The following is a 16,628-nucleotide window of genomic DNA, read 5'->3' as shown; positions in this document are numbered from 1 at the left end:
AGTATCCCCCTTGCGTATCAGTCTGTCAATGTACTTCTCTAATGCGGGTGCAAAAGTACCATTATTTAAACCCTATCCAAACTTTAAATCACCTTTTTTTAATCTTTTTTTAACACCTATCCTTAACTCATTGGTTACGCGGTTTTTGACTACGAAAGTTTTTTAACCACCCGTATGAAAAATTACATGTTAATTTGAAAAATAATCAAAAACACGATTACGACATATTCAAATTTTAAAAAATCAACAATCAAAAGACGGTTTTAATGAACACTTCACTACTCTACAATAAAATAAAAAGGAACCAACAGTACAAATTTCACTCTCTTATATATAATATAATGTCCTGAGAAATATAAAACACCGTTCTCTCTAGCCCTGATGGAAGCGGCATCCTGCTGAGGAACGAGGCAGATATAGCGCACAGCAGGAAATAGCTCCTAAAATACACTCTATATTTAGGTGTAATAAAAAATCCCGGACCAGCCGGGATTCAATATCTATGTATATTGGTTAATCAAAACGCAACGCCTTAACCGGAGAAATTTTTGTAATAATATAAGATGGTATTAACAACAGGGTTACGCATACTAGTATTGTTCCTAAATTTATCAATAAGATTGCAGGTATATCTATGGCTACCGGAGCCACCGTGACATAATAACTCTCCGGTGGTAGTTTTACGATACCAAAATATTTCTGAATAAGCAATAATCCAATACTTATGGCATTACCCCACATCAAACCTTTTACAATTAGATAAGCCGCATTATATAAAAATATTTTTCTAACACTCCAGTTTGGTGCACCCAAAGCTTTCAGCATACCTACCATCTGGGTACGTTCCAGGATCAGCACTAATAAAGCAACAACCATATTAATGGTGGACACCACTATCATTATTACAATAATCACTATTATATTAATATCAAACAGTTTTACCCATTCAAAAATATTGTAATATTTCTGCTGTATGGTTACACTATTTAAAGTAGACGGTATTGCTTTATACACTTCATCTCCTTTTTCTTCAATCGTATTAAAATCATCAACAAAGACTTCAAAAGCTCCTACCTGGCCATTCCTCCATTTGTTGATTTTCTGTACGTGACGTATATCACCTATTAAATAGGTAGCGTCGAATTCCTGAAAACCCGAATTATAAATTCCCACTAACTGAAAAACCCTTAGGTTGGGCATGCCATTGCCGCCTTCTTTCATAAAGTAGGTATTAAATTTATTGCCTACTTTAAGGTTCAGCCTGTTTGCCAGGTACTGCGAAAGCAATACCTCGTTATTTAAATTTTGTTTGAGGTTCGGCTTACGCCCGTCAATTATATATTCATCGAGTACATCCCATTTATACTCTTTACCTACTCCTTTAAACACAATTCCTTCGAAAGCATTATCGGTTCGGATAATTGCTGCTTTAGAAGCCACAGCCTGCACATGGTCTATGCCTTCTACATTTTTAAATTTAGGGTAGAAATCCTGACGAATTGATAACGGCTCTATACTTACGTCTGATTCGTTATCATCAAAGTTAGAAATTATGATGTGCCCGTTGAACGCCGAGATTTTTTCGCGTATCTTATCCTGAAGCCCTACTCCTGTTGCAATGGCAATTATCATCATGATAATACCAACCGCTATGGCAATAATGGCTATTTTTATTATTGGTGCAGATATACTACTTTTATGGTTCTTTGCAGTAACCAGCCTGCGGGCTATGAAATATTCTAAATTCAACTGACTTATGGTATCTTATTCGTTATTCAAAAATACATTTTTATTCTCATTTATACTGATGGCTGCCTGCGGAAATTCGTATACAGCAAAAGAAATACCTGCAGCAACAACTGAAGTTAGTAAGTCACCCGACGCCACACCTTCTGTTGTCTCTAAAGAAATTATTACAGGTGCTGAAAATTTTGACAACTATGCTGCCTTATTAAAAGGTAAAAAAGTTGGCATAGTTACAAATCAGACAGGAATAGTTACTTCGGATAACGGAAAGATTATATCTGTGGTTGATTTTTTACTCGACAAAAAAATAGATATCAAAAAAATATACGCTCCGGAACATGGTTTTCGTGGTACAGCAGACGCCGGAGAACTTATTAAAGATGGTAAGGATACTCAAACCGGACTGCCTATCATTTCGTTATATGGCAATAATAAAAAGCCAAAAGACGAGCAATTGCAAGGAATTGATGTGATGGTTTTTGACCTTCAGGATGTAGGTGCTCGTTTTTACACCTATATATCTACCCTGCATTATATCATTGAGGCATGCGCCGAAAATAACATCCCTCTTATTGTATTGGATAGGCCAAACCCTAATGGTGGCATTATTGACGGCCCGATCTTAGAGAAAGAAAACACCAGCTTTATCGGCATACATGCCATACCCGTGTTGCACGGCATGACTATTGGCGAATATGCCCAAATGATAAACGGTGAAAAGTGGACAAAAAACACTACGCCCTGCAAATTGACAGTTATCGGTTGTTCTAACTATAACCGAAACATGCCTTATCATTTACCGGTTAAGCCTTCTCCTAATTTACCAAACGACCAGGCTATAAACCTATATGCCAGTCTTTGCTTTTTTGAAGGAACCAATATTAGTTTAGGAAGAGGAACGGAAAAACAATTCCAGATTTATGGTTCTCCTAACCTGCCCGAAGCAAAATTCACTTATTCGTTTACTCCGCAACCAAATGTTGGATCTAAAGAACCTCCTCTTAAAGGAATTAAATGTTTTGGTGAAGATCTATCTAAAGCCGAAAAGGTAAAAAGGCTTGAATTGAAATGGCTGATCAAAGCATATAACAATACGACTGATAAGTCAAAATTCTTTATTCCATTCTTTACTAAACTTGCCGGAACAACAAAACTACAGGAACAGATTGTTAGCGGAAAGTCTGAAGATCAGATAAGAGAGAGCTGGGAAGACGGTCTTACTAAATTTAAAGTGATTAGAAAGAAGTATCTTATATATGCCGAATAAGAATATTTCTTAATGTTTTTACAAAGTGTTATGGTGTACCAATACTCTTTTGTAATTTTCAGTTGTAATAATCATCAAAAACAACAAGCCATGAACATATCAGACAAAATTGACAACATAGTACAATACATTATCCAGTTTATTGAAAAACTGAAAGGATATGTAGATCATATTATCGAATTTTTCAGCGACCTGAGAGACCGTATCGAAGGATTACTGGAATATATAGAAGACAAACTGCAAAGCATTAGCGGCGTTGTTGAAGAATTAAAACAACACCACGAAGAAGCTGCAGCCTAAACCTTAAAGCCCTCCCTCACCGGAAGGCTTTTTATTTTTAATACCCCTTACCGATTTTACCAATGCTTTATTTACATACAGCAATAGAGCTAGTACTATAAATACCGGAATAGCTAAAACTAAAATTTCTAAAACTTTGTCGGCAAAGCTGTTTTTTATAACAGTACTGTTTATAAAAAATATGCCTGTTGCTATTACCACCGACACCAAAGCCATAACCAAAAGTTTTTTTAATGTTTTCATAGATGGTGATTAATCAGCTGCTGGCCAAATTGCAGCAAATAGCCATTGTTATCATAAACAGCAAACTCACGCATGCCGTATTCAAAATTTTCAGGATCGTAACAAACCTTGCAGACATCTTTATATTTAACCCAAAGATCATCTACATTGTCTGTATGAATATATAATGATCCTGTAAATGCAGACCATCAAAAGGTATGTGCTCCCTAGGATAGGCAAACATTATTTCAACATCGTCTTTCACGACAAATGCCCACCCCCGACTTTCGTCAAAATCAGCACACTCAAAACCAAGAACAGAGGTATAGAACTGAACTGTATCTTTAAGCTGCTTTGTATATAGCGTTGGTTTTAATGTTGTAAATTTTGACATTACCTTCAATTAGCAAACAAAACTAAACAATTTTCTTTTTCATTTCTTCCACAATATTGTAGGCTGCCGGACAAATAGCTACGTTTTGTAATGTGAGATTGCTTATTTGTTGAAATTTTTTCCTGTCGGTATGCGGAAATTCACGGCACGCCTTTGGTCTGACGTCATAGATCATGCAATAGTTCTCATTATCCAAAAAAGTACAGGGTACGCTTTGCAATACATAATCTTTATCTTCGTCTATGCGCAGGTACTTATCTATAAACTGCTGTGGCTTTTGGCGGAAATGCTTAGATATGCGCTCAATGTCGGCAATAGTAAATAAAGGCCCTGTTGTTTTACAACAGTTGGCACAGGTTAAGCAGTCCGTTTTTTTAAACTCTTTGTCATGCAGCTCCTGCATGATGTAGTCTAAATTTTTAGGCGCTTTCTTTTTAAGCTTATCAAAAAACTTTTTGTTTTCATTATGCTTATCTTTGGCAAGCTTTGGGAGCTGCTTCAAAAAATCATCCATCACTCAGAGCATTTATCAATCATCAGGCAAAAGTATAAAAAAATGAAAGACCTTTTCGGAAAAGCTATCTTAGACTATCAAACCGGTAACAATCCGGAAAACCTTATTACCGAAACATCTATATCTGAAGAAGATGAGATGAGCGTTGCCTATCTTTTCAGATCATATAACGAAATGCCGAAATTAGAAAAGAAAGCACTTCAGCTGGCAAAAGGCCATGTTTTAGATATAGGGTGCGGCGCGGGGAGCCATTCATTATATCTGCAAAATGAACGCGGGCTGAAAGTTACAGCCATAGATATTTCGCCAGCTGCCATAGAAACATGCAGTTTACGCGGCATAAACGATACCCGTGTTGTAGATATGATGAAACTGGAAAATGAGAAATTTGATACGATCATACTATTAATGAACGGCACCGGAATATTTGGTAAGCTAAGTAAGGTATCTGATTATCTGCAAAAGCTAAAATCGCTTCTTAATGAAGGCGGGCAAATACTAATTGATTCGTCAGACATTATATACATGTTCGACGAAGATGAGGATGGAGGCAAATGGATTCCGTCGGATGTGGAATATTACGGAGAGATAACGTTTAATATGTCCTATAAAAATCAGAAAGAAGAACCGTTTGAATGGATTTACATCGACTATAACACACTACAGAATGCCGCACATGCTAACGGATTAAATTGTGAGCTGATTATTGAAGGTAAGCATTATGATTATCTGGCAAGGCTGTCATAAAAAAGAAAAGCCCGGACCATGGTCCGGGCTTTCTCTTCATGGAATAAATTATTGTCCCATATATTTCATAACCAATGGCTGAAGGCTTTGGCTCCATTCCTGAATAACCGGCATACTCGCTTCGGTTAAACCTGCAGATTTCTGCGCAAACTTTTTACCGATAGGTGATTCATAATATTTGATCATCTGCTTAAGATCATCAGCAGTGAATTCCTGAAGGTAATATTCTTCCTGAAATTTAAGAACCGGAGCAAGAGAGGCATCAAATTCTTTTGTAAATTCAGCTTGCTTTTCAGCAGGGATCATAGTCAGAACTTGTTTTTTCGCAGCTTCTAACTGTGCAGTTGCTCCTGATAATTGAAGAAATTTCTTTACATCAGCTTTCATTGCATCTGTTGCCTGAGCCATTCCAATTTGCGCAACCAGCATAAAAATGGCTGCTAATACTACTTTTTTCATTTTTAATTGTTTAAGTTGGTTTACTATTATGGTATATTTAAATACTTATGCGTTTGTAAAGATACTCTCCATTTTGGATTATTCATTACATACTCTACAATAAGCGGCGTCATTTCTTCTTTTTTACTCCATTCAGGCTGAAGAAAAAGTATAGCATTGCCATTTACTTTAGCAGCCTGTTCTTCTGCAAAAACAAAATCGTGCTTATTGTGTATAATCATTTTCAGTTCATGCGCATGTGCATACACATCTTCTGTTGGTAATTTTGTCTTTTTAGGGGAAAGGCAAATCCAGTCCCATGTACCGGAAAGTTTATAAGCGCCCGATGTTTCTATATGCACCCTTAAACCCTGCTCTTTCAGCTTATGTGTAAGTGGCCCCATATCCCATGTTAGTGGTTCTCCACCTGTCACTACAATTGTCTTGCAGTATTTTGCAGCGTTTGCCACAATAACATCGGTGTTTGTAGGCGGATGCAGTTCTGCATTCCAGCTCTCTTTCACATCGCACCAATGACAACCAACATCACATCCGCCTACGCGGATAAAGTATGCAGCTGTACCGGTATGGTACCCTTCTCCCTGTATGGTGTAGAATTCTTCCATTAACGGAAGCATCTCACCTTTTTCTACTAATATTTGTATTTCCTTCTTCAGCATGATATTTCAAACAGGGTGCAAAGATAAGCATTAATCCCTTTATTTTAAGCAAATAAAAAACCGACGGCAATGCCATCGGTTTTTGTAGTTATGAAAGAAATATTATTTCAGTGCTTTCAATTGGCTTTTCACGAACTCATCGTTAGGATCTAACGCAAGAGCTTTGTTGAAGTAGTCTGAAGCCTTAGCTTTATCAGTAACTGCATAGTACGCACCTGCATTTGCGTAAGCATCAAGCAGGTTCGCTTTTTGTTTTGTTACTTCAGCCTGACCTGCAGCAGTTACAATAGTAATATACTGATCGTAAGACTCAGCCATAGTTTTTAACGACTCCGGAGTTTGGATATACCTGTTTACTTTAGCCCTGTAAAGGTAAGCATCCTGAGCCTGAGCATTAAGTTCTATAACTTTAGCAAGTGCTACATCTGCTTTCTTAAGGTTTTCAACATTTGTTTTCTGCGCTTCAGGTGATTTGTTCACGTGATCATAATATACAGAGTAAGCAAGGTAGAAGCTATCAAGCATTAGGTTCGGGTTGTCCGGGTTTGAAGTTGCAACTTCAAATACCACAGCAGCAGGACCGTAAAGTTTTTGTTTGAATAATTTCTGACCTACAGTATTGAACTCGTTTGTGATATTGATATCTGTCTCAGCCGCTTTTCTGATGTTAGCAATAGCCTCATCAAACGATGCCTGGTTCGTTATAATAGCATTTCCTTTATCATCCTGCCCAACACTTGAAGCAAGATTAGCAAGACCAAGGTAAAGGTAGTCACGTGCAATGATACGCTTAGGATCTGCTTTAGCAATCCATTCTTTCATAGCAGCAGAACTTTCTGTGAACTTACCATTCTCGTAAAGTGAATATGCCAGGTAACGAAGTATCCTTGGATTTACTTTATCCATTTGCTGCATTTTCTGAGCTTCAGCTTCAAGTGCTTTATAGTCACCTGTAAGAAGAAGGAAGTCAGCATGTCTCATACGTGAATCTAATGAATAATCAGTAAGTGTCATGTACTTTTCGTAGTACCCTAAGGCTTTAGGGTTATATTCTGCTTTTTTAGCAGGATTTGTTACACCCCAGATATAATATGTTTCAGCAAGTTCCCTGTATACCGGTCCGTAGTTAGGGTTTGTTGCAACAATGGCATCAAACGCTTTCACCGCTTCCGGGAACGCAGCTCTTGTATTTTTAGTAATAACTGCTAACTGAAGTTTAGCTCTTAATAAAGTGCTATCATACTGAAGCGCGTTACGGTATGCAGAATAAGCTTCGTTTTGGTTTCTGTCACCATAAAAAGCATCTCCAAGGCTTAGGTAAGCCTGTGCTGATTTAGGATCTTTGGCGATAGCTCTTTTAAGAACTTCGATTGCTTTTTTATAATCAGGCTTGTCTGCATTTATGTAAGCACGGCCTATATAAATAAGCTGCTCAACATCCCTCTTTCCAAGTTCTTTTTCAACAGCAGCAAATTTAGCTTGTGCAGCAGCAACATCATTATTATCAAGATCAAGCTGACCTAAACCAATAGTGTTGTATTCTGAATCTTTTTTAACTGCTTTACCTTTATTAAAATAAATTGCAGCAGAATCATTCACTGTCTGTTTAAGGTAAAGATCTCCTAAAAGGAAATAATTTTTTCCTTCATCAGGCGATGATGTTACCAGTGATTTTAAAATAGTTTTTGCTTTTTGGTATTGTTCGGCATCAATTGCTTTTTTTGCTTCGTTTACATCCTGAGCAGATGCAACCCCAAAAACAAACAACGATAGTCCGATAAATTTCAAGTCTTTCATTTGTATTATTTTATTATTCTACTTGTTCTGATTTAAATTGCAATTATAATTTACTACGCACTTCGATTTCCCTTGCAGGTATCTCTACGGGCAGCAATCCTGACTTCAGGATTATACGCTGTCCTTCAAATGCTCCTATGTAATTTGCAAACCCCGTGCCTAAATCGTCAACGCCACTGTAATTTAACACATATAGCTTTCTGATTAATGGATAAAAACCTGTCGCTATATTACTCTGAGACGGTTTATAGTACTTTTTAGCACCCTTATCAATTTTAACATTATCCACACCCAAAACTACAATATCTGACACAGTTTCTGCCAACGATTGTGGCGGTTGTGACAGCCAGTTTACCCCAACTATCCCCACTGCTCCGGGAGTATTATGCACATATTTTATAACCTCCTCGTTGGTCTTAAGCGAATAGATATTAGTTTGTGCTACTTTGTTTATGCCTGCCTCCTTCAAAAGTAATTGTACTGTACTAGAATTTGCGTTATCAAACACCAGTTTTTGCACTTTATAAGATGACTCACCTTTAAGAACTTTCAGGATTTCTGCTAAGTTAACAACAGTATCTTTAGCTGATTTATTGGTTATGAAAGCTACAGCATCTGAAGCAAAAGGTGTAACTTTTGGCGTTATTTTTCGCTTACCAAAATGTACATTTTCTTCATCAGTCAGCAACCTTGGCATTATAACCACAGTAGCCGAATCTTTAAGAAGTGCACCTAACAGTTCATTTTCGGTTTTATTAACCTGAATAACATTAGCTCTGTCGTAAACACTGTGAAAAACAGCAAGCACATCTTCAACAATTGGCTGAACTGTATTATCTACTAAAAGAACTGTTTTTCCGGCAATCGTAGTTCCCGATTTCCTTTTACCGCCTGATGTTCCATCACCTTTGCAGGATAAAACCGCAACGCTTGCTACAATCAGCATTACAGCTAACCTATATGTGTGTTTCATTGTCTATTATTTTGTAATAATCTGATAAATCTGTAAAAAGAATACACTATAAGCAGTATACCCATTGCCAGTCTTCCATTGTATGTCAGGGTTAACGGAATTTCCTTCCAGAATATTATCATCATACCCAAAACAAAATACATCAGGAAAAACACTATACCTAAAACAAACAGAAATCGCTGTAAGGGCGATTTCTGTGTTTGTTCTTGAGATTTTCTTTTTGAAAGCATCTCTTATTTCCTTATGACTTAATGTTAATAGTAATAGGAAGGTTATATGAAGCCCTAACAGGTTTACCGTTTTGTATACCTGGAGACCACTTAATTTTAAGTGATTTAAGTACACGCTCAGCTTCTTTACCTAATCCGTAACCCGGATCCCTTAATACTTTGATAGCTGTTAATGAGCCATCTTTTTCAACAACGAAAGATACATAGATCTTAGCCGTCATATTCTGGTCAATTTCAGGGATTCTGAAGTTGTTGTTAACATACTTGTAAAAAGCAGCCATACCTCCGGGGAATTCAGGCTGAACCTGAAGACCTGCAGAATTATAGATACCGTTATCCGGTGCTTCAACACCTTTATCAAGATCTCCTGATGGTTTACCAATATTGATATCACCAGTTGGGCTTGCTTCAGCATTTCTTGAACTTGGGTCAGCTTCTTTAAACTGTTCAGTTTTAGGAGGATCTTCTGGAACCTCTTCTTTCTTAGCAGCTACAAGCGGCTTAAGCTTTACCTCTTCAACAATAGACTTAGGAGCCTGTTGCTGTTCTACCGGTGGTGGAGGCGGAGGTAGTGGAGCCTCTTCCGGTGGTGGCGGAAGATCGATCACCTCAATGATCTTGTCCGTTTGATCTTCTTCAGCAGTCTCAGTAAGACCACTAAAATACTCAACCGCTTTTGGCGTAGCAATAAGCGCTGTAAACAATACAGCTCCTATAATAAGCGCCTTTACGGTAGTCTTTGGATTTTCTGTACGAAGCTGGTAAGCACCGTACGTTTTGTTACGGCCTTCGAAAACCATATCAACCCAAGACTTATTAAATATATTCAGTTTTGACATAATATTATTTTTTAAGTAGCTACCAGGTCTAGTATAAACCCGATTTGGTTAACAGGTCAATTTCTCCCGGTGTAATATCACCTATAGCATAAAGCTGAGGATGCGTGATTGCCATCTCGTCAAGCATATCTACAAGATTTTTATAACTTGCTTTATCGCTTGCTTTAATGTTCACAATAAGTCCATCTCCTTCTTTACCACCATCTCTTTTTGCGATAGCTTTACCTAATTCAATTTGCTTAAGTAAATCTTTACGAATACCATCTTTACCAAATTGAGCTTCGGTAGGTGCTTCAACAGGAGTTTCAAACTTACCTCGGTACCACATTAATTTATTATCCTTGCCAATAAGAACCGTCAAAAGTCTTTCTTCAGGAATCTTAGTTGGCTCAGGATTATCTTTATTTTTATCCGGCATAGCAAGCGGCATTGACTGCGGCTTAGCTAACGTAGTGGTAAGCATAAAGAATGTAATAAGAAGGAAAGCCAAATCCACCATCGCAGTTAAGTCGACTCCGGGATTCGATTTTTTACTTCTTACTTTGCCTTTCTTGCCACCGCCGTCGCCAGTATTTAATTCTGCCATTTTATAGTGTGTTTATAAAATTAAAAGTTTTCATCTCTTAAACCGGTTACTAAGAAGAACCTGTTTTTCTTTTGCTCCTGAAGGATATCAATAATCCTTTTGATAGTCGGGTAGTCTTCTTTAGCATCGCCTTTAATAGCAACGTCAAGATCTTTATATACTACACCCTCTTTACCCGCAGCAATTTCCTCATCAAGTTTTTCTTTCTCAGCTTCCCTAGTGAATTTTATCCAGTCACCTAATTGGTTATTGATAGAATCATAAGGAATACCTTTCTGTACACCTGCTTCATTTCTTTTAGCAGCTTCCAGTTTTAAAAGACCTTTAAGTTCATTAAGCGGCACACCAAAACCTTCCATAGAAGCAAAAGTTTTATACTCATCTTCTGTAAAGGCTACATTATATTTCGCAGAAATACGCTCAAGCGTCTTTCTTCTAACATCTGCACCCGGAATGGTAAGAAATGCTTGTTTTTCACCTACTGTGATTACTGCCACGCCTTCATCCGGTAACTTATCAATTACTGTAGAAGCCGGTGTATCTACCGGTTTTGGCTCTGGCTGTTTTGCAGTAGCTGTCATAATAAAGAAAGATAGCAGAAGGAACGCCACGTCGCACATCGCGGTCATGTCTATCCTAGTACTCTTCTTTGATATTTTTACTTTAGCCATTATTGATTTTTATTAGCTTATGGATATTGAAAGTGCACATTAGTACACTTTCAATCCCACAATATTTGTTATACTTTTCTATTGATTATGCCTGGTTAGCACGAGATCTGAATCTTCTGTACGTTTGTACAATTGTAAATCCAGCCTCATCGATAGAGTAAGTAAGTTTGTCAATTTTAGACGTAAAGATGTTGTAAGCGATAATTGAAAGCGCAGAAGTACCAATACCTGTAGCAGTGTTGATAAGCGCCTCAGAGATACCGTTTGCAAGCTGAGATGAATCCGGAGTAGAACCTGCACCTAGAGCAGAGAACGCCTTGATCATACCTGTTACCGTTCCTAATAGACCCATTAGCGTACCAACAGATACTAGTGTAGAGATAATTACAAGGTTTTTCTCAAGCATTGGCATTTCTAATGAAGTAGCCTGCTCAATTTCCTGCTGGATAGCAGCTTCAGCTCTTTCGCTGTCAAAACCTTCTCTTTTAACTTCTTCGTATTTTAATAAACCAGCTTTAACAACGTTAGCAACTGTACCTTGTTGTTTGTCACACTCAGCAAGAGCTTCGTTAATGTTACCTGCACTGATTTGAGACTGAACTTTTCTTAAGAAAGATTCAACATTTCCTTTTCCTGCTGCTTTGCCAATAACAAAGAAACGCTCGATTGAAAACACAACCGACATTAAGAACAGACCCATAAGTACTGGTACAACATATCCACCTTTGTAAACCATCGCAAGATAGTTACCCGGTAGTGGATGTCCGTCTGGATTGTTATCCTGGAAATTCGAAGGAGCTCCCATTATAAATTTCCATACAAGGATTCCTACCACTATACATAGTACCATCGCTAAACCAGCGAAAATGTTAGATCCTGATCCTTCCTTTTTCTCAACCTTCTGAATAGATGCGTTTGCCATTTTTTTTTAAAATTTTAGTTTTCTGATTTTTTAATAATAGTTTCTTATTGTTAAAATTTTCTTTGTATAAGATTGGCAAATTTATATCATTAAGCCATAAAAAAAAATAAATTGGTTTTTTTTATCAATTCTTAACAATAATTTATTGCAAACATAAACTTAAGTGAACCTTTAGCTTAAATAAATTTCCTACACTTTATCTATTTTAATTACTTTAAAACTAATATTAATTATTAAATAATTGAATTAAAGACGTATTCTATACAAATAACACAAATCATTATCATTTATTGTGCAGGCATTGTAAATTATCTGATTGTCTGTATTTAAAGAGAATTTATAAAAACAACTCACTCCAAACATAAAATTTTTGACGTAACACCACCAAATAAAAACGTTTTAGAGCAGGGAAAAAGTCAATTTAACCATATGGCAACAATAGCTCATTATTATTTACCCATTTGGTGTAATACTCATCGGACATTTTCCTGCCTTCGCTAATACATCCAGCCAGATTAACACAGCGCGCGCAACAAATTCAACCGAATTGATTACCTTATATAAATATACTAAAAATAAAATGCCGGACAAAAGCCCGACACCTATATATTAACATATGATTCTAATTATTCTGCCAATAGTTCAATAATTCTGTCATCCACTTCCTGAGTATCCCATTTTTGTTCTATACCTTCCAGCTTCATTACTTCATCCATAATCGCTTTTTGGCGATCCCCGATAGCAAGGGCTTCTGCATAGGGCCTAAAACTAAAAGTTACCCTACTATATAAAGGAAGCCATTTGTCAGGATATTTTTCAGAGAAGCGTTTTTCAATCTTCTTTTGGAGATGAAAATTAGCGTCAGCCGTTTTAGACCTCATTTCCATAAAATTACGGTACGAAAGTTCTGCTATTGCATCTGCATTTGGCTTGCGACTTTTTTCGTACTCCTTAAATATAGTCTTCCAGTCGTCGCCATATTGATGCATCATCTGGTTCAATATCGTTACATCTTCAAAACCGGCATTCATACCGTGACCATAAAAAGGAACAATAGCATGCGCAGCATCACCAATAAGCGCCACCTTATCTTCATACGTCCACGGGTAACACTTCATTGTAACCAAGGTACTTGTAGGATTTCTAAAGAAATCTTCCACGAGATTTGGTATCACTTCTATAGTAGATGGGAAATTTTTCGCAAAAAAAGCTTTTAGGGTTTCGGTATCCTTTAAAGATTCAAAAGAATTCTCCCCTTCAAACGGCATGAACAGAGTACAGGTAAAACTTCCGTCAAGATTAGGCATTGCGATAAGCATAAAGTCATGTCGCGGCCAAATATGAAATGAGTTTTTATCCAGTTTATGCGTTCCATCGGCATTCGCCGGAATATTCAGCTCTTTATATCCTGTGTTTAAAAAGTCCTGTGAGTAGTTAAACATGTTTTGGCGCTGCATTCTGTGGCGTATTCTTGAAAACGCACCATCGGCACCAAAAACCATATCGTATTCCAAATCATCCCAGGCTCCTTTTTCGGTCTCACCGGTATGCAATGTTGCATCTGCAAGCGTAACATCCCAGACACGGCTTTCAAAGAAAAACTCCACACCTTCAGACTCTGCCATTGTAACCATCTGCCTGTTTAGCACACCACGGGAAATTGAATAAATACACTCCCCTTCATTACCATAATTCTGGTAACTAAGCGGTTGCCCAACAAGATGAATAGCTCTTTTATCTAAAGGAATAGCAATTTTACGAATCTCTTCGCCCAGGCCTAAATCGTCCAGTGCGCGCCAACCACGGTTAGACATGGCCAGATTAATAGATCGTCCTGAAAACTGAATGGTTCGAATATCAGGGCTACGGTCGTATACATGAACTGTATGGCCTGCCCTCTTAAGGTATATTGCTAATAGCGAGCCTACCAAACCGGAGCCTACTATTGCAATTTTTAAAGGAGTCTGCATTGCAAATTATTCTATAACAGCAACAAAAGTAATTAATTAAAATACAGCTAATACCCTTTTTAAGCAATTATTTAGAACTTATATTTTATTAAGAAAAGTTTGGCTATTAAAGGATTCTTAATTAATTAACACACCTCCCGTCAAAGAAGTAATTTTAACCTACTAACTATTTAAAAATATACATCATGAGAGATTTAGTCTGGTTAATCGTAGTAATCCTTATTATAGGATGGCTTGTAGGGTACTTTGGTTTCGGAGAAGCTGTTGGTAGCCTTATACACGTATTATTAGTACTTGCAATTATTGGTATTTTATACAGGCTTGCTGTGGGCAGAAGACCATAACAAACCTCTACTTCACCTAAGTAATTTGCAAAAATACGAAACCCTCCAATTTGGAGGGTTTCGTATTTTTAGCCTGCTTATATTCCTAAAAATTTAAAAATCAACATGCCTTTTTATTTTCATTATTTCGCGATATCTACGGTTCGGTTTTTTAGTACATTTACATTGTCTTAACACAGACTGAATATTAATTAGCATATCACATCATGAGCTTTGAATATATAGAAATAGAAAGGGTTGAAAAGCTTACCAAAAAGGAGTTTATAGAAAACTACTACAAGCCGCAAAAACCCGTGGTAATTACGAACCAGATTGAAGACTGGCCAGCCTTTACCAAATGGAACTTTGATTTTTTGAGAGAAGTTGCATCAGACAAAACCGTACCGCTTTACGATAGCCGAAAAACAGACTACACTAAAAAGGTAAACGAACCCGATTTTACAATGACAATGGGCGAATACATTGATATTCTTGAAAAGGGCCCTACAGATCTTCGTATCTTTTTGTATAACCTGATGAAAGATGTCCCTTCTATGAAGGATGACATGAAATGGCCCGACCTGGGACTTCGGCTTTTAAAAAGTTTACCATTGGTGTTTTTTGGAGGAGAAGACGCGAAAGTATTTATGCATTACGATATTGACTTTCCAAACATCTTCCATTTTCATTTTGCAGGAAAAAAACAATGCGTACTTGTAGATCCCAAGGAAACAAAATACATGTATCGCCTTCCCTATTCATGGATCTGCAATGAAGACATCGATTTTGACAATCCTGATTTTGAAAAATTCCCCGCACTTAAACAGGTTAAACCCTATATAACCAATCTTCAGCATGGCGAAATGCTATACATGCCCGAAGGATGGTGGCACTACATGAAATACCTGACGCCAGGATTTTCATTAAGCTTACGATCGTTAGCAGGAAGACCATCTAACCTTTTAAAAGGATTAACAAATGTGGCTTTCAATCGCTACTATGACAACTGGATGCGAAAACGCAAAGGTCAGGCATGGCTTGATTATAAAGATCAGGAAGCTATACGCAGAACCAACGCCACTATAGGCATTAAATAAAAAGAAAGCCCGAAACAGAATATGTTTCGGGCTTTCTTTTTATCTAAAATCGTAACACAACACTGAGTCCGCCTTGTTGTCCATTATAAAAAGGGGCCGCTAATGCCGTTATCTTTTTTTCTTCCGACGAACCGAACAATTGCTTTTGTATAAATGGATGTAGCCAGTAAGCCAGCTTGGCACTAAGTATACCAATACCTGCTCCGGTAGCCACATCTGTAAGCCAGTGCCTGTCGTTATATATCCTCAGTAATCCCGTACCGGTAGCTACAGCATATCCCGCTACACCATACCATACCGAGACATCTTTATATTCCTGCCACATAATTTCAGCCCCAACAAAAGCTGTCGCCGTGTGCCCCGACGGAAAAGAATTATCAGTACTACCGTCAGGCCTTTCCACCTTAGACAGCGACTTTAAACCCATCACAGAACCTGTCATTATAAGGTGTGATGTTGCAACTATTACAGTAAGATCCTTATAATTATGCTTACCTTTTAGTCCCATTAAATTTAACGCATAAACAGAAACAAGTGGAGCATAACGGGAATAATCATCTACTGTAGTACCGCCATCTGCATCTTTCGTCACCCGGCTTCTAACCGTATGGTTAAGATCTTTAATACCATCATTAGCAAGTCCGACAACACCATATCCTATCAATACTGTAGGCACGATAAGTTGTTTATAAACAGAGCTTTTTTGGGTAACTAAAGATTGATTGACAAGTGTGTCTTTACCAAAAATAATCTTCTCTTGCGCAAAACCCGTAAAAAGGGAAAACATAGAGAAAACGAGGATAATTCTTTGCTTCATTTATATCATTCTCCATTATTCAGAAGGTAATAATGTACTAGTATATAATAAATTATATAAGTCTTAAAATTTAACTAATTCGTAATACTCAAAAC

19 protein-coding genes and 1 pseudogene are annotated in these 16,628 nt (G+C 37.3%); 5 read left to right on the top strand and 15 right to left on the bottom strand.

Annotation, left to right across the window (positions count from 1 at the left end; translation table 11 throughout):
- Positions 1 to 513: 513 nt before the first annotated feature.
- The gene (locus tag ALW18_12985; protein ID AOE53358.1) at positions 514 to 1,749 is read right to left on the bottom strand and encodes a transmembrane permease; all 1,236 of its coding nucleotides are present in this window, start codon (positions 1,747 to 1,749) and stop codon (positions 514 to 516) included.
- Positions 1,750 to 1,756: 7 nt separating this feature from the next.
- On the opposite strand from ALW18_12985, the gene ALW18_12980 reads away from it, so the two are divergent.
- Both ALW18_12980 and ALW18_12975 read left to right on the top strand, forming a co-directional pair.
- Positions 1,757 to 3,013 carry a hypothetical protein gene (locus ALW18_12980; GenBank protein ID AOE53357.1) on the top strand — a complete coding sequence of 419 codons (1,257 nt, stop codon included), beginning with the start codon at positions 1,757 to 1,759 and terminating at the stop codon, positions 3,011 to 3,013.
- Between the two features lie 90 nt (positions 3,014 to 3,103).
- Positions 3,104 to 3,313 (top strand): hypothetical protein, encoded by a 210-nt coding sequence (locus ALW18_12975; protein AOE53356.1) that lies wholly within the window; start codon positions 3,104 to 3,106, stop codon positions 3,311 to 3,313.
- A gap of 3 nt (positions 3,314 to 3,316) precedes the next feature.
- Here the strand turns inward: ALW18_12975 and ALW18_12970 are convergent, their stop codons facing one another.
- From ALW18_12970 to ALW18_12960, 3 genes and pseudogenes are all read right to left on the bottom strand, one after another.
- Positions 3,317 to 3,556 (bottom strand): hypothetical protein, encoded by a 240-nt coding sequence (locus ALW18_12970; protein ID AOE53355.1) that lies wholly within the window; start codon positions 3,554 to 3,556, stop codon positions 3,317 to 3,319.
- Positions 3,553 to 3,929 (bottom strand): annotated as a pseudogene (locus ALW18_12965) (glyoxalase). The gene ALW18_12970 and the pseudogene ALW18_12965 overlap by 4 nt, the downstream one beginning before the upstream one ends.
- 22 nt (positions 3,930 to 3,951) lie before the next feature.
- Positions 3,952 to 4,443, bottom strand: a complete 492-nt coding sequence (locus tag ALW18_12960) for a Fe-S-oxidoreductase (protein ID AOE53354.1) — start codon at positions 4,441 to 4,443, stop codon at positions 3,952 to 3,954.
- 42 nt (positions 4,444 to 4,485) lie between these two features.
- Between ALW18_12960 and ALW18_12955 the strand changes: the two genes are divergently transcribed.
- Complete coding sequence (locus tag ALW18_12955) at positions 4,486 to 5,190, top strand: methyltransferase (protein AOE53353.1); 705 nt, start codon at positions 4,486 to 4,488, stop codon at positions 5,188 to 5,190.
- A 48-nt stretch (positions 5,191 to 5,238) separates the two neighbouring features.
- On the opposite strand, the gene ALW18_12950 is transcribed toward ALW18_12955, so the two are convergent.
- The 10 genes from ALW18_12950 to ALW18_12905 all read right to left on the bottom strand — a co-directional run bounded on the left by ALW18_12950 (position 5,239) and on the right by ALW18_12905 (position 14,296).
- Positions 5,239 to 5,649 carry a hypothetical protein gene (locus ALW18_12950; GenBank protein ID AOE53352.1) on the bottom strand — a complete coding sequence of 137 codons (411 nt, stop codon included), beginning with the start codon at positions 5,647 to 5,649 and terminating at the stop codon, positions 5,239 to 5,241.
- Positions 5,650 to 5,675: 26 nt separating this feature from the next.
- Entirely contained in the window at positions 5,676 to 6,308 is a 633-nt protein-coding gene (locus tag ALW18_12945; protein ID AOE53351.1) for a 7-carboxy-7-deazaguanine synthase, read from the bottom strand.
- A gap of 102 nt (positions 6,309 to 6,410) precedes the next feature.
- Complete coding sequence (locus tag ALW18_12940; GenBank protein ID AOE53350.1) at positions 6,411 to 8,105, bottom strand: hypothetical protein; 1,695 nt, start codon at positions 8,103 to 8,105, stop codon at positions 6,411 to 6,413.
- Positions 8,106 to 8,148: 43 nt separating this feature from the next.
- The gene (locus tag ALW18_12935; GenBank protein AOE53349.1) at positions 8,149 to 9,078 is read right to left on the bottom strand and encodes a hypothetical protein; all 930 of its coding nucleotides are present in this window, start codon (positions 9,076 to 9,078) and stop codon (positions 8,149 to 8,151) included.
- Entirely contained in the window at positions 9,075 to 9,308 is a 234-nt protein-coding gene (locus tag ALW18_12930) for a hypothetical protein (GenBank protein AOE53348.1), read from the bottom strand. Before ALW18_12930 ends, ALW18_12935 begins: the two co-directional genes overlap by 4 nt.
- A gap of 11 nt (positions 9,309 to 9,319) precedes the next feature.
- Positions 9,320 to 10,147, bottom strand: a complete 828-nt coding sequence (locus ALW18_12925) for a hypothetical protein (protein AOE53347.1) — start codon at positions 10,145 to 10,147, stop codon at positions 9,320 to 9,322.
- A 28-nt stretch (positions 10,148 to 10,175) separates the two neighbouring features.
- Positions 10,176 to 10,733, bottom strand: coding sequence for a biopolymer transporter ExbD (locus tag ALW18_12920; protein ID AOE53346.1), 558 nt, complete (start codon positions 10,731 to 10,733; stop codon positions 10,176 to 10,178).
- Between the two features lie 20 nt (positions 10,734 to 10,753).
- Positions 10,754 to 11,404, bottom strand: coding sequence for a biopolymer transporter ExbD (locus ALW18_12915; protein ID AOE53345.1), 651 nt, complete (start codon positions 11,402 to 11,404; stop codon positions 10,754 to 10,756).
- An 85-nt stretch (positions 11,405 to 11,489) separates the two neighbouring features.
- Positions 11,490 to 12,326, bottom strand: coding sequence for a flagellar motor protein MotA (locus tag ALW18_12910; GenBank protein ID AOE53344.1), 837 nt, complete (start codon positions 12,324 to 12,326; stop codon positions 11,490 to 11,492).
- Between the two features lie 626 nt (positions 12,327 to 12,952).
- Complete coding sequence (locus tag ALW18_12905; GenBank protein AOE53343.1) at positions 12,953 to 14,296, bottom strand: kynurenine 3-monooxygenase; 1,344 nt, start codon at positions 14,294 to 14,296, stop codon at positions 12,953 to 12,955.
- 185 nt (positions 14,297 to 14,481) lie between these two features.
- On the opposite strand from ALW18_12905, the gene ALW18_12900 reads away from it, so the two are divergent.
- Together ALW18_12900 and ALW18_12895 are read left to right on the top strand one after the other, a co-directional pair.
- Positions 14,482 to 14,640, top strand: a complete 159-nt coding sequence (locus tag ALW18_12900; protein ID AOE53342.1) for a tropinone reductase — start codon at positions 14,482 to 14,484, stop codon at positions 14,638 to 14,640.
- A 206-nt stretch (positions 14,641 to 14,846) separates the two neighbouring features.
- Positions 14,847 to 15,716 carry a cupin gene (locus ALW18_12895; protein ID AOE53341.1) on the top strand — a complete coding sequence of 290 codons (870 nt, stop codon included), beginning with the start codon at positions 14,847 to 14,849 and terminating at the stop codon, positions 15,714 to 15,716.
- Positions 15,717 to 15,759: 43 nt separating this feature from the next.
- On the opposite strand, the gene ALW18_12890 is transcribed toward ALW18_12895, so the two are convergent.
- Complete coding sequence (locus ALW18_12890; protein ID AOE53340.1) at positions 15,760 to 16,533, bottom strand: PA-phosphatase; 774 nt, start codon at positions 16,531 to 16,533, stop codon at positions 15,760 to 15,762.
- Positions 16,534 to 16,628 lie beyond the last annotated feature (95 nt).

This window comes from Flavobacterium psychrophilum (assembly GCA_001708385.1).
Classification (GTDB): Bacteria; Bacteroidota; Bacteroidia; order Flavobacteriales; family Flavobacteriaceae; genus Flavobacterium; species Flavobacterium psychrophilum_A.
Note: the sequence above shows the minus strand (reverse complement) of the source record. Positions and strands in the feature narration are given on the sequence as shown.

What these genes read in the sequence shown, in the direction of transcription:
- ALW18_12940 (AOE53350.1), bottom strand. Translation starts at nt 8,105, where the DNA reads ATGAAAGACTTGAAATTTATCGGACTATCGTTGTTTGTTTTTGGGGTT.
- ALW18_12900 (AOE53342.1), top strand. Translation starts at nt 14,482, where the DNA reads ATGAGAGATTTAGTCTGGTTAATCGTAGTAATCCTTATTATAGGATGG.
- ALW18_12895 (AOE53341.1), top strand. Translation starts at nt 14,847, where the DNA reads ATGAGCTTTGAATATATAGAAATAGAAAGGGTTGAAAAGCTTACCAAA.
- ALW18_12975 (AOE53356.1), top strand. Translation starts at nt 3,104, where the DNA reads ATGAACATATCAGACAAAATTGACAACATAGTACAATACATTATCCAG.
- ALW18_12980 (AOE53357.1), top strand. Translation starts at nt 1,757, where the DNA reads ATGGTATCTTATTCGTTATTCAAAAATACATTTTTATTCTCATTTATA.
- ALW18_12930 (AOE53348.1), bottom strand. Translation starts at nt 9,308, where the DNA reads ATGCTTTCAAAAAGAAAATCTCAAGAACAAACACAGAAATCGCCCTTA.
- ALW18_12935 (AOE53349.1), bottom strand. Translation starts at nt 9,078, where the DNA reads ATGAAACACACATATAGGTTAGCTGTAATGCTGATTGTAGCAAGCGTT.
- ALW18_12920 (AOE53346.1), bottom strand. Translation starts at nt 10,733, where the DNA reads ATGGCAGAATTAAATACTGGCGACGGCGGTGGCAAGAAAGGCAAAGTA.
- ALW18_12915 (AOE53345.1), bottom strand. Translation starts at nt 11,404, where the DNA reads ATGGCTAAAGTAAAAATATCAAAGAAGAGTACTAGGATAGACATGACC.
- ALW18_12905 (AOE53343.1), bottom strand. Translation starts at nt 14,296, where the DNA reads ATGCAGACTCCTTTAAAAATTGCAATAGTAGGCTCCGGTTTGGTAGGC.
- ALW18_12970 (AOE53355.1), bottom strand. Translation starts at nt 3,556, where the DNA reads ATGAAAACATTAAAAAAACTTTTGGTTATGGCTTTGGTGTCGGTGGTA.
- ALW18_12910 (AOE53344.1), bottom strand. Translation starts at nt 12,326, where the DNA reads ATGGCAAACGCATCTATTCAGAAGGTTGAGAAAAAGGAAGGATCAGGA.
- ALW18_12950 (AOE53352.1), bottom strand. Translation starts at nt 5,649, where the DNA reads ATGAAAAAAGTAGTATTAGCAGCCATTTTTATGCTGGTTGCGCAAATT.
- ALW18_12890 (AOE53340.1), bottom strand. Translation starts at nt 16,533, where the DNA reads ATGAAGCAAAGAATTATCCTCGTTTTCTCTATGTTTTCCCTTTTTACG.
- ALW18_12945 (AOE53351.1), bottom strand. Translation starts at nt 6,308, where the DNA reads ATGCTGAAGAAGGAAATACAAATATTAGTAGAAAAAGGTGAGATGCTT.
- ALW18_12960 (AOE53354.1), bottom strand. Translation starts at nt 4,443, where the DNA reads ATGGATGATTTTTTGAAGCAGCTCCCAAAGCTTGCCAAAGATAAGCAT.
- ALW18_12925 (AOE53347.1), bottom strand. Translation starts at nt 10,147, where the DNA reads ATGTCAAAACTGAATATATTTAATAAGTCTTGGGTTGATATGGTTTTC.
- ALW18_12955 (AOE53353.1), top strand. Translation starts at nt 4,486, where the DNA reads ATGAAAGACCTTTTCGGAAAAGCTATCTTAGACTATCAAACCGGTAAC.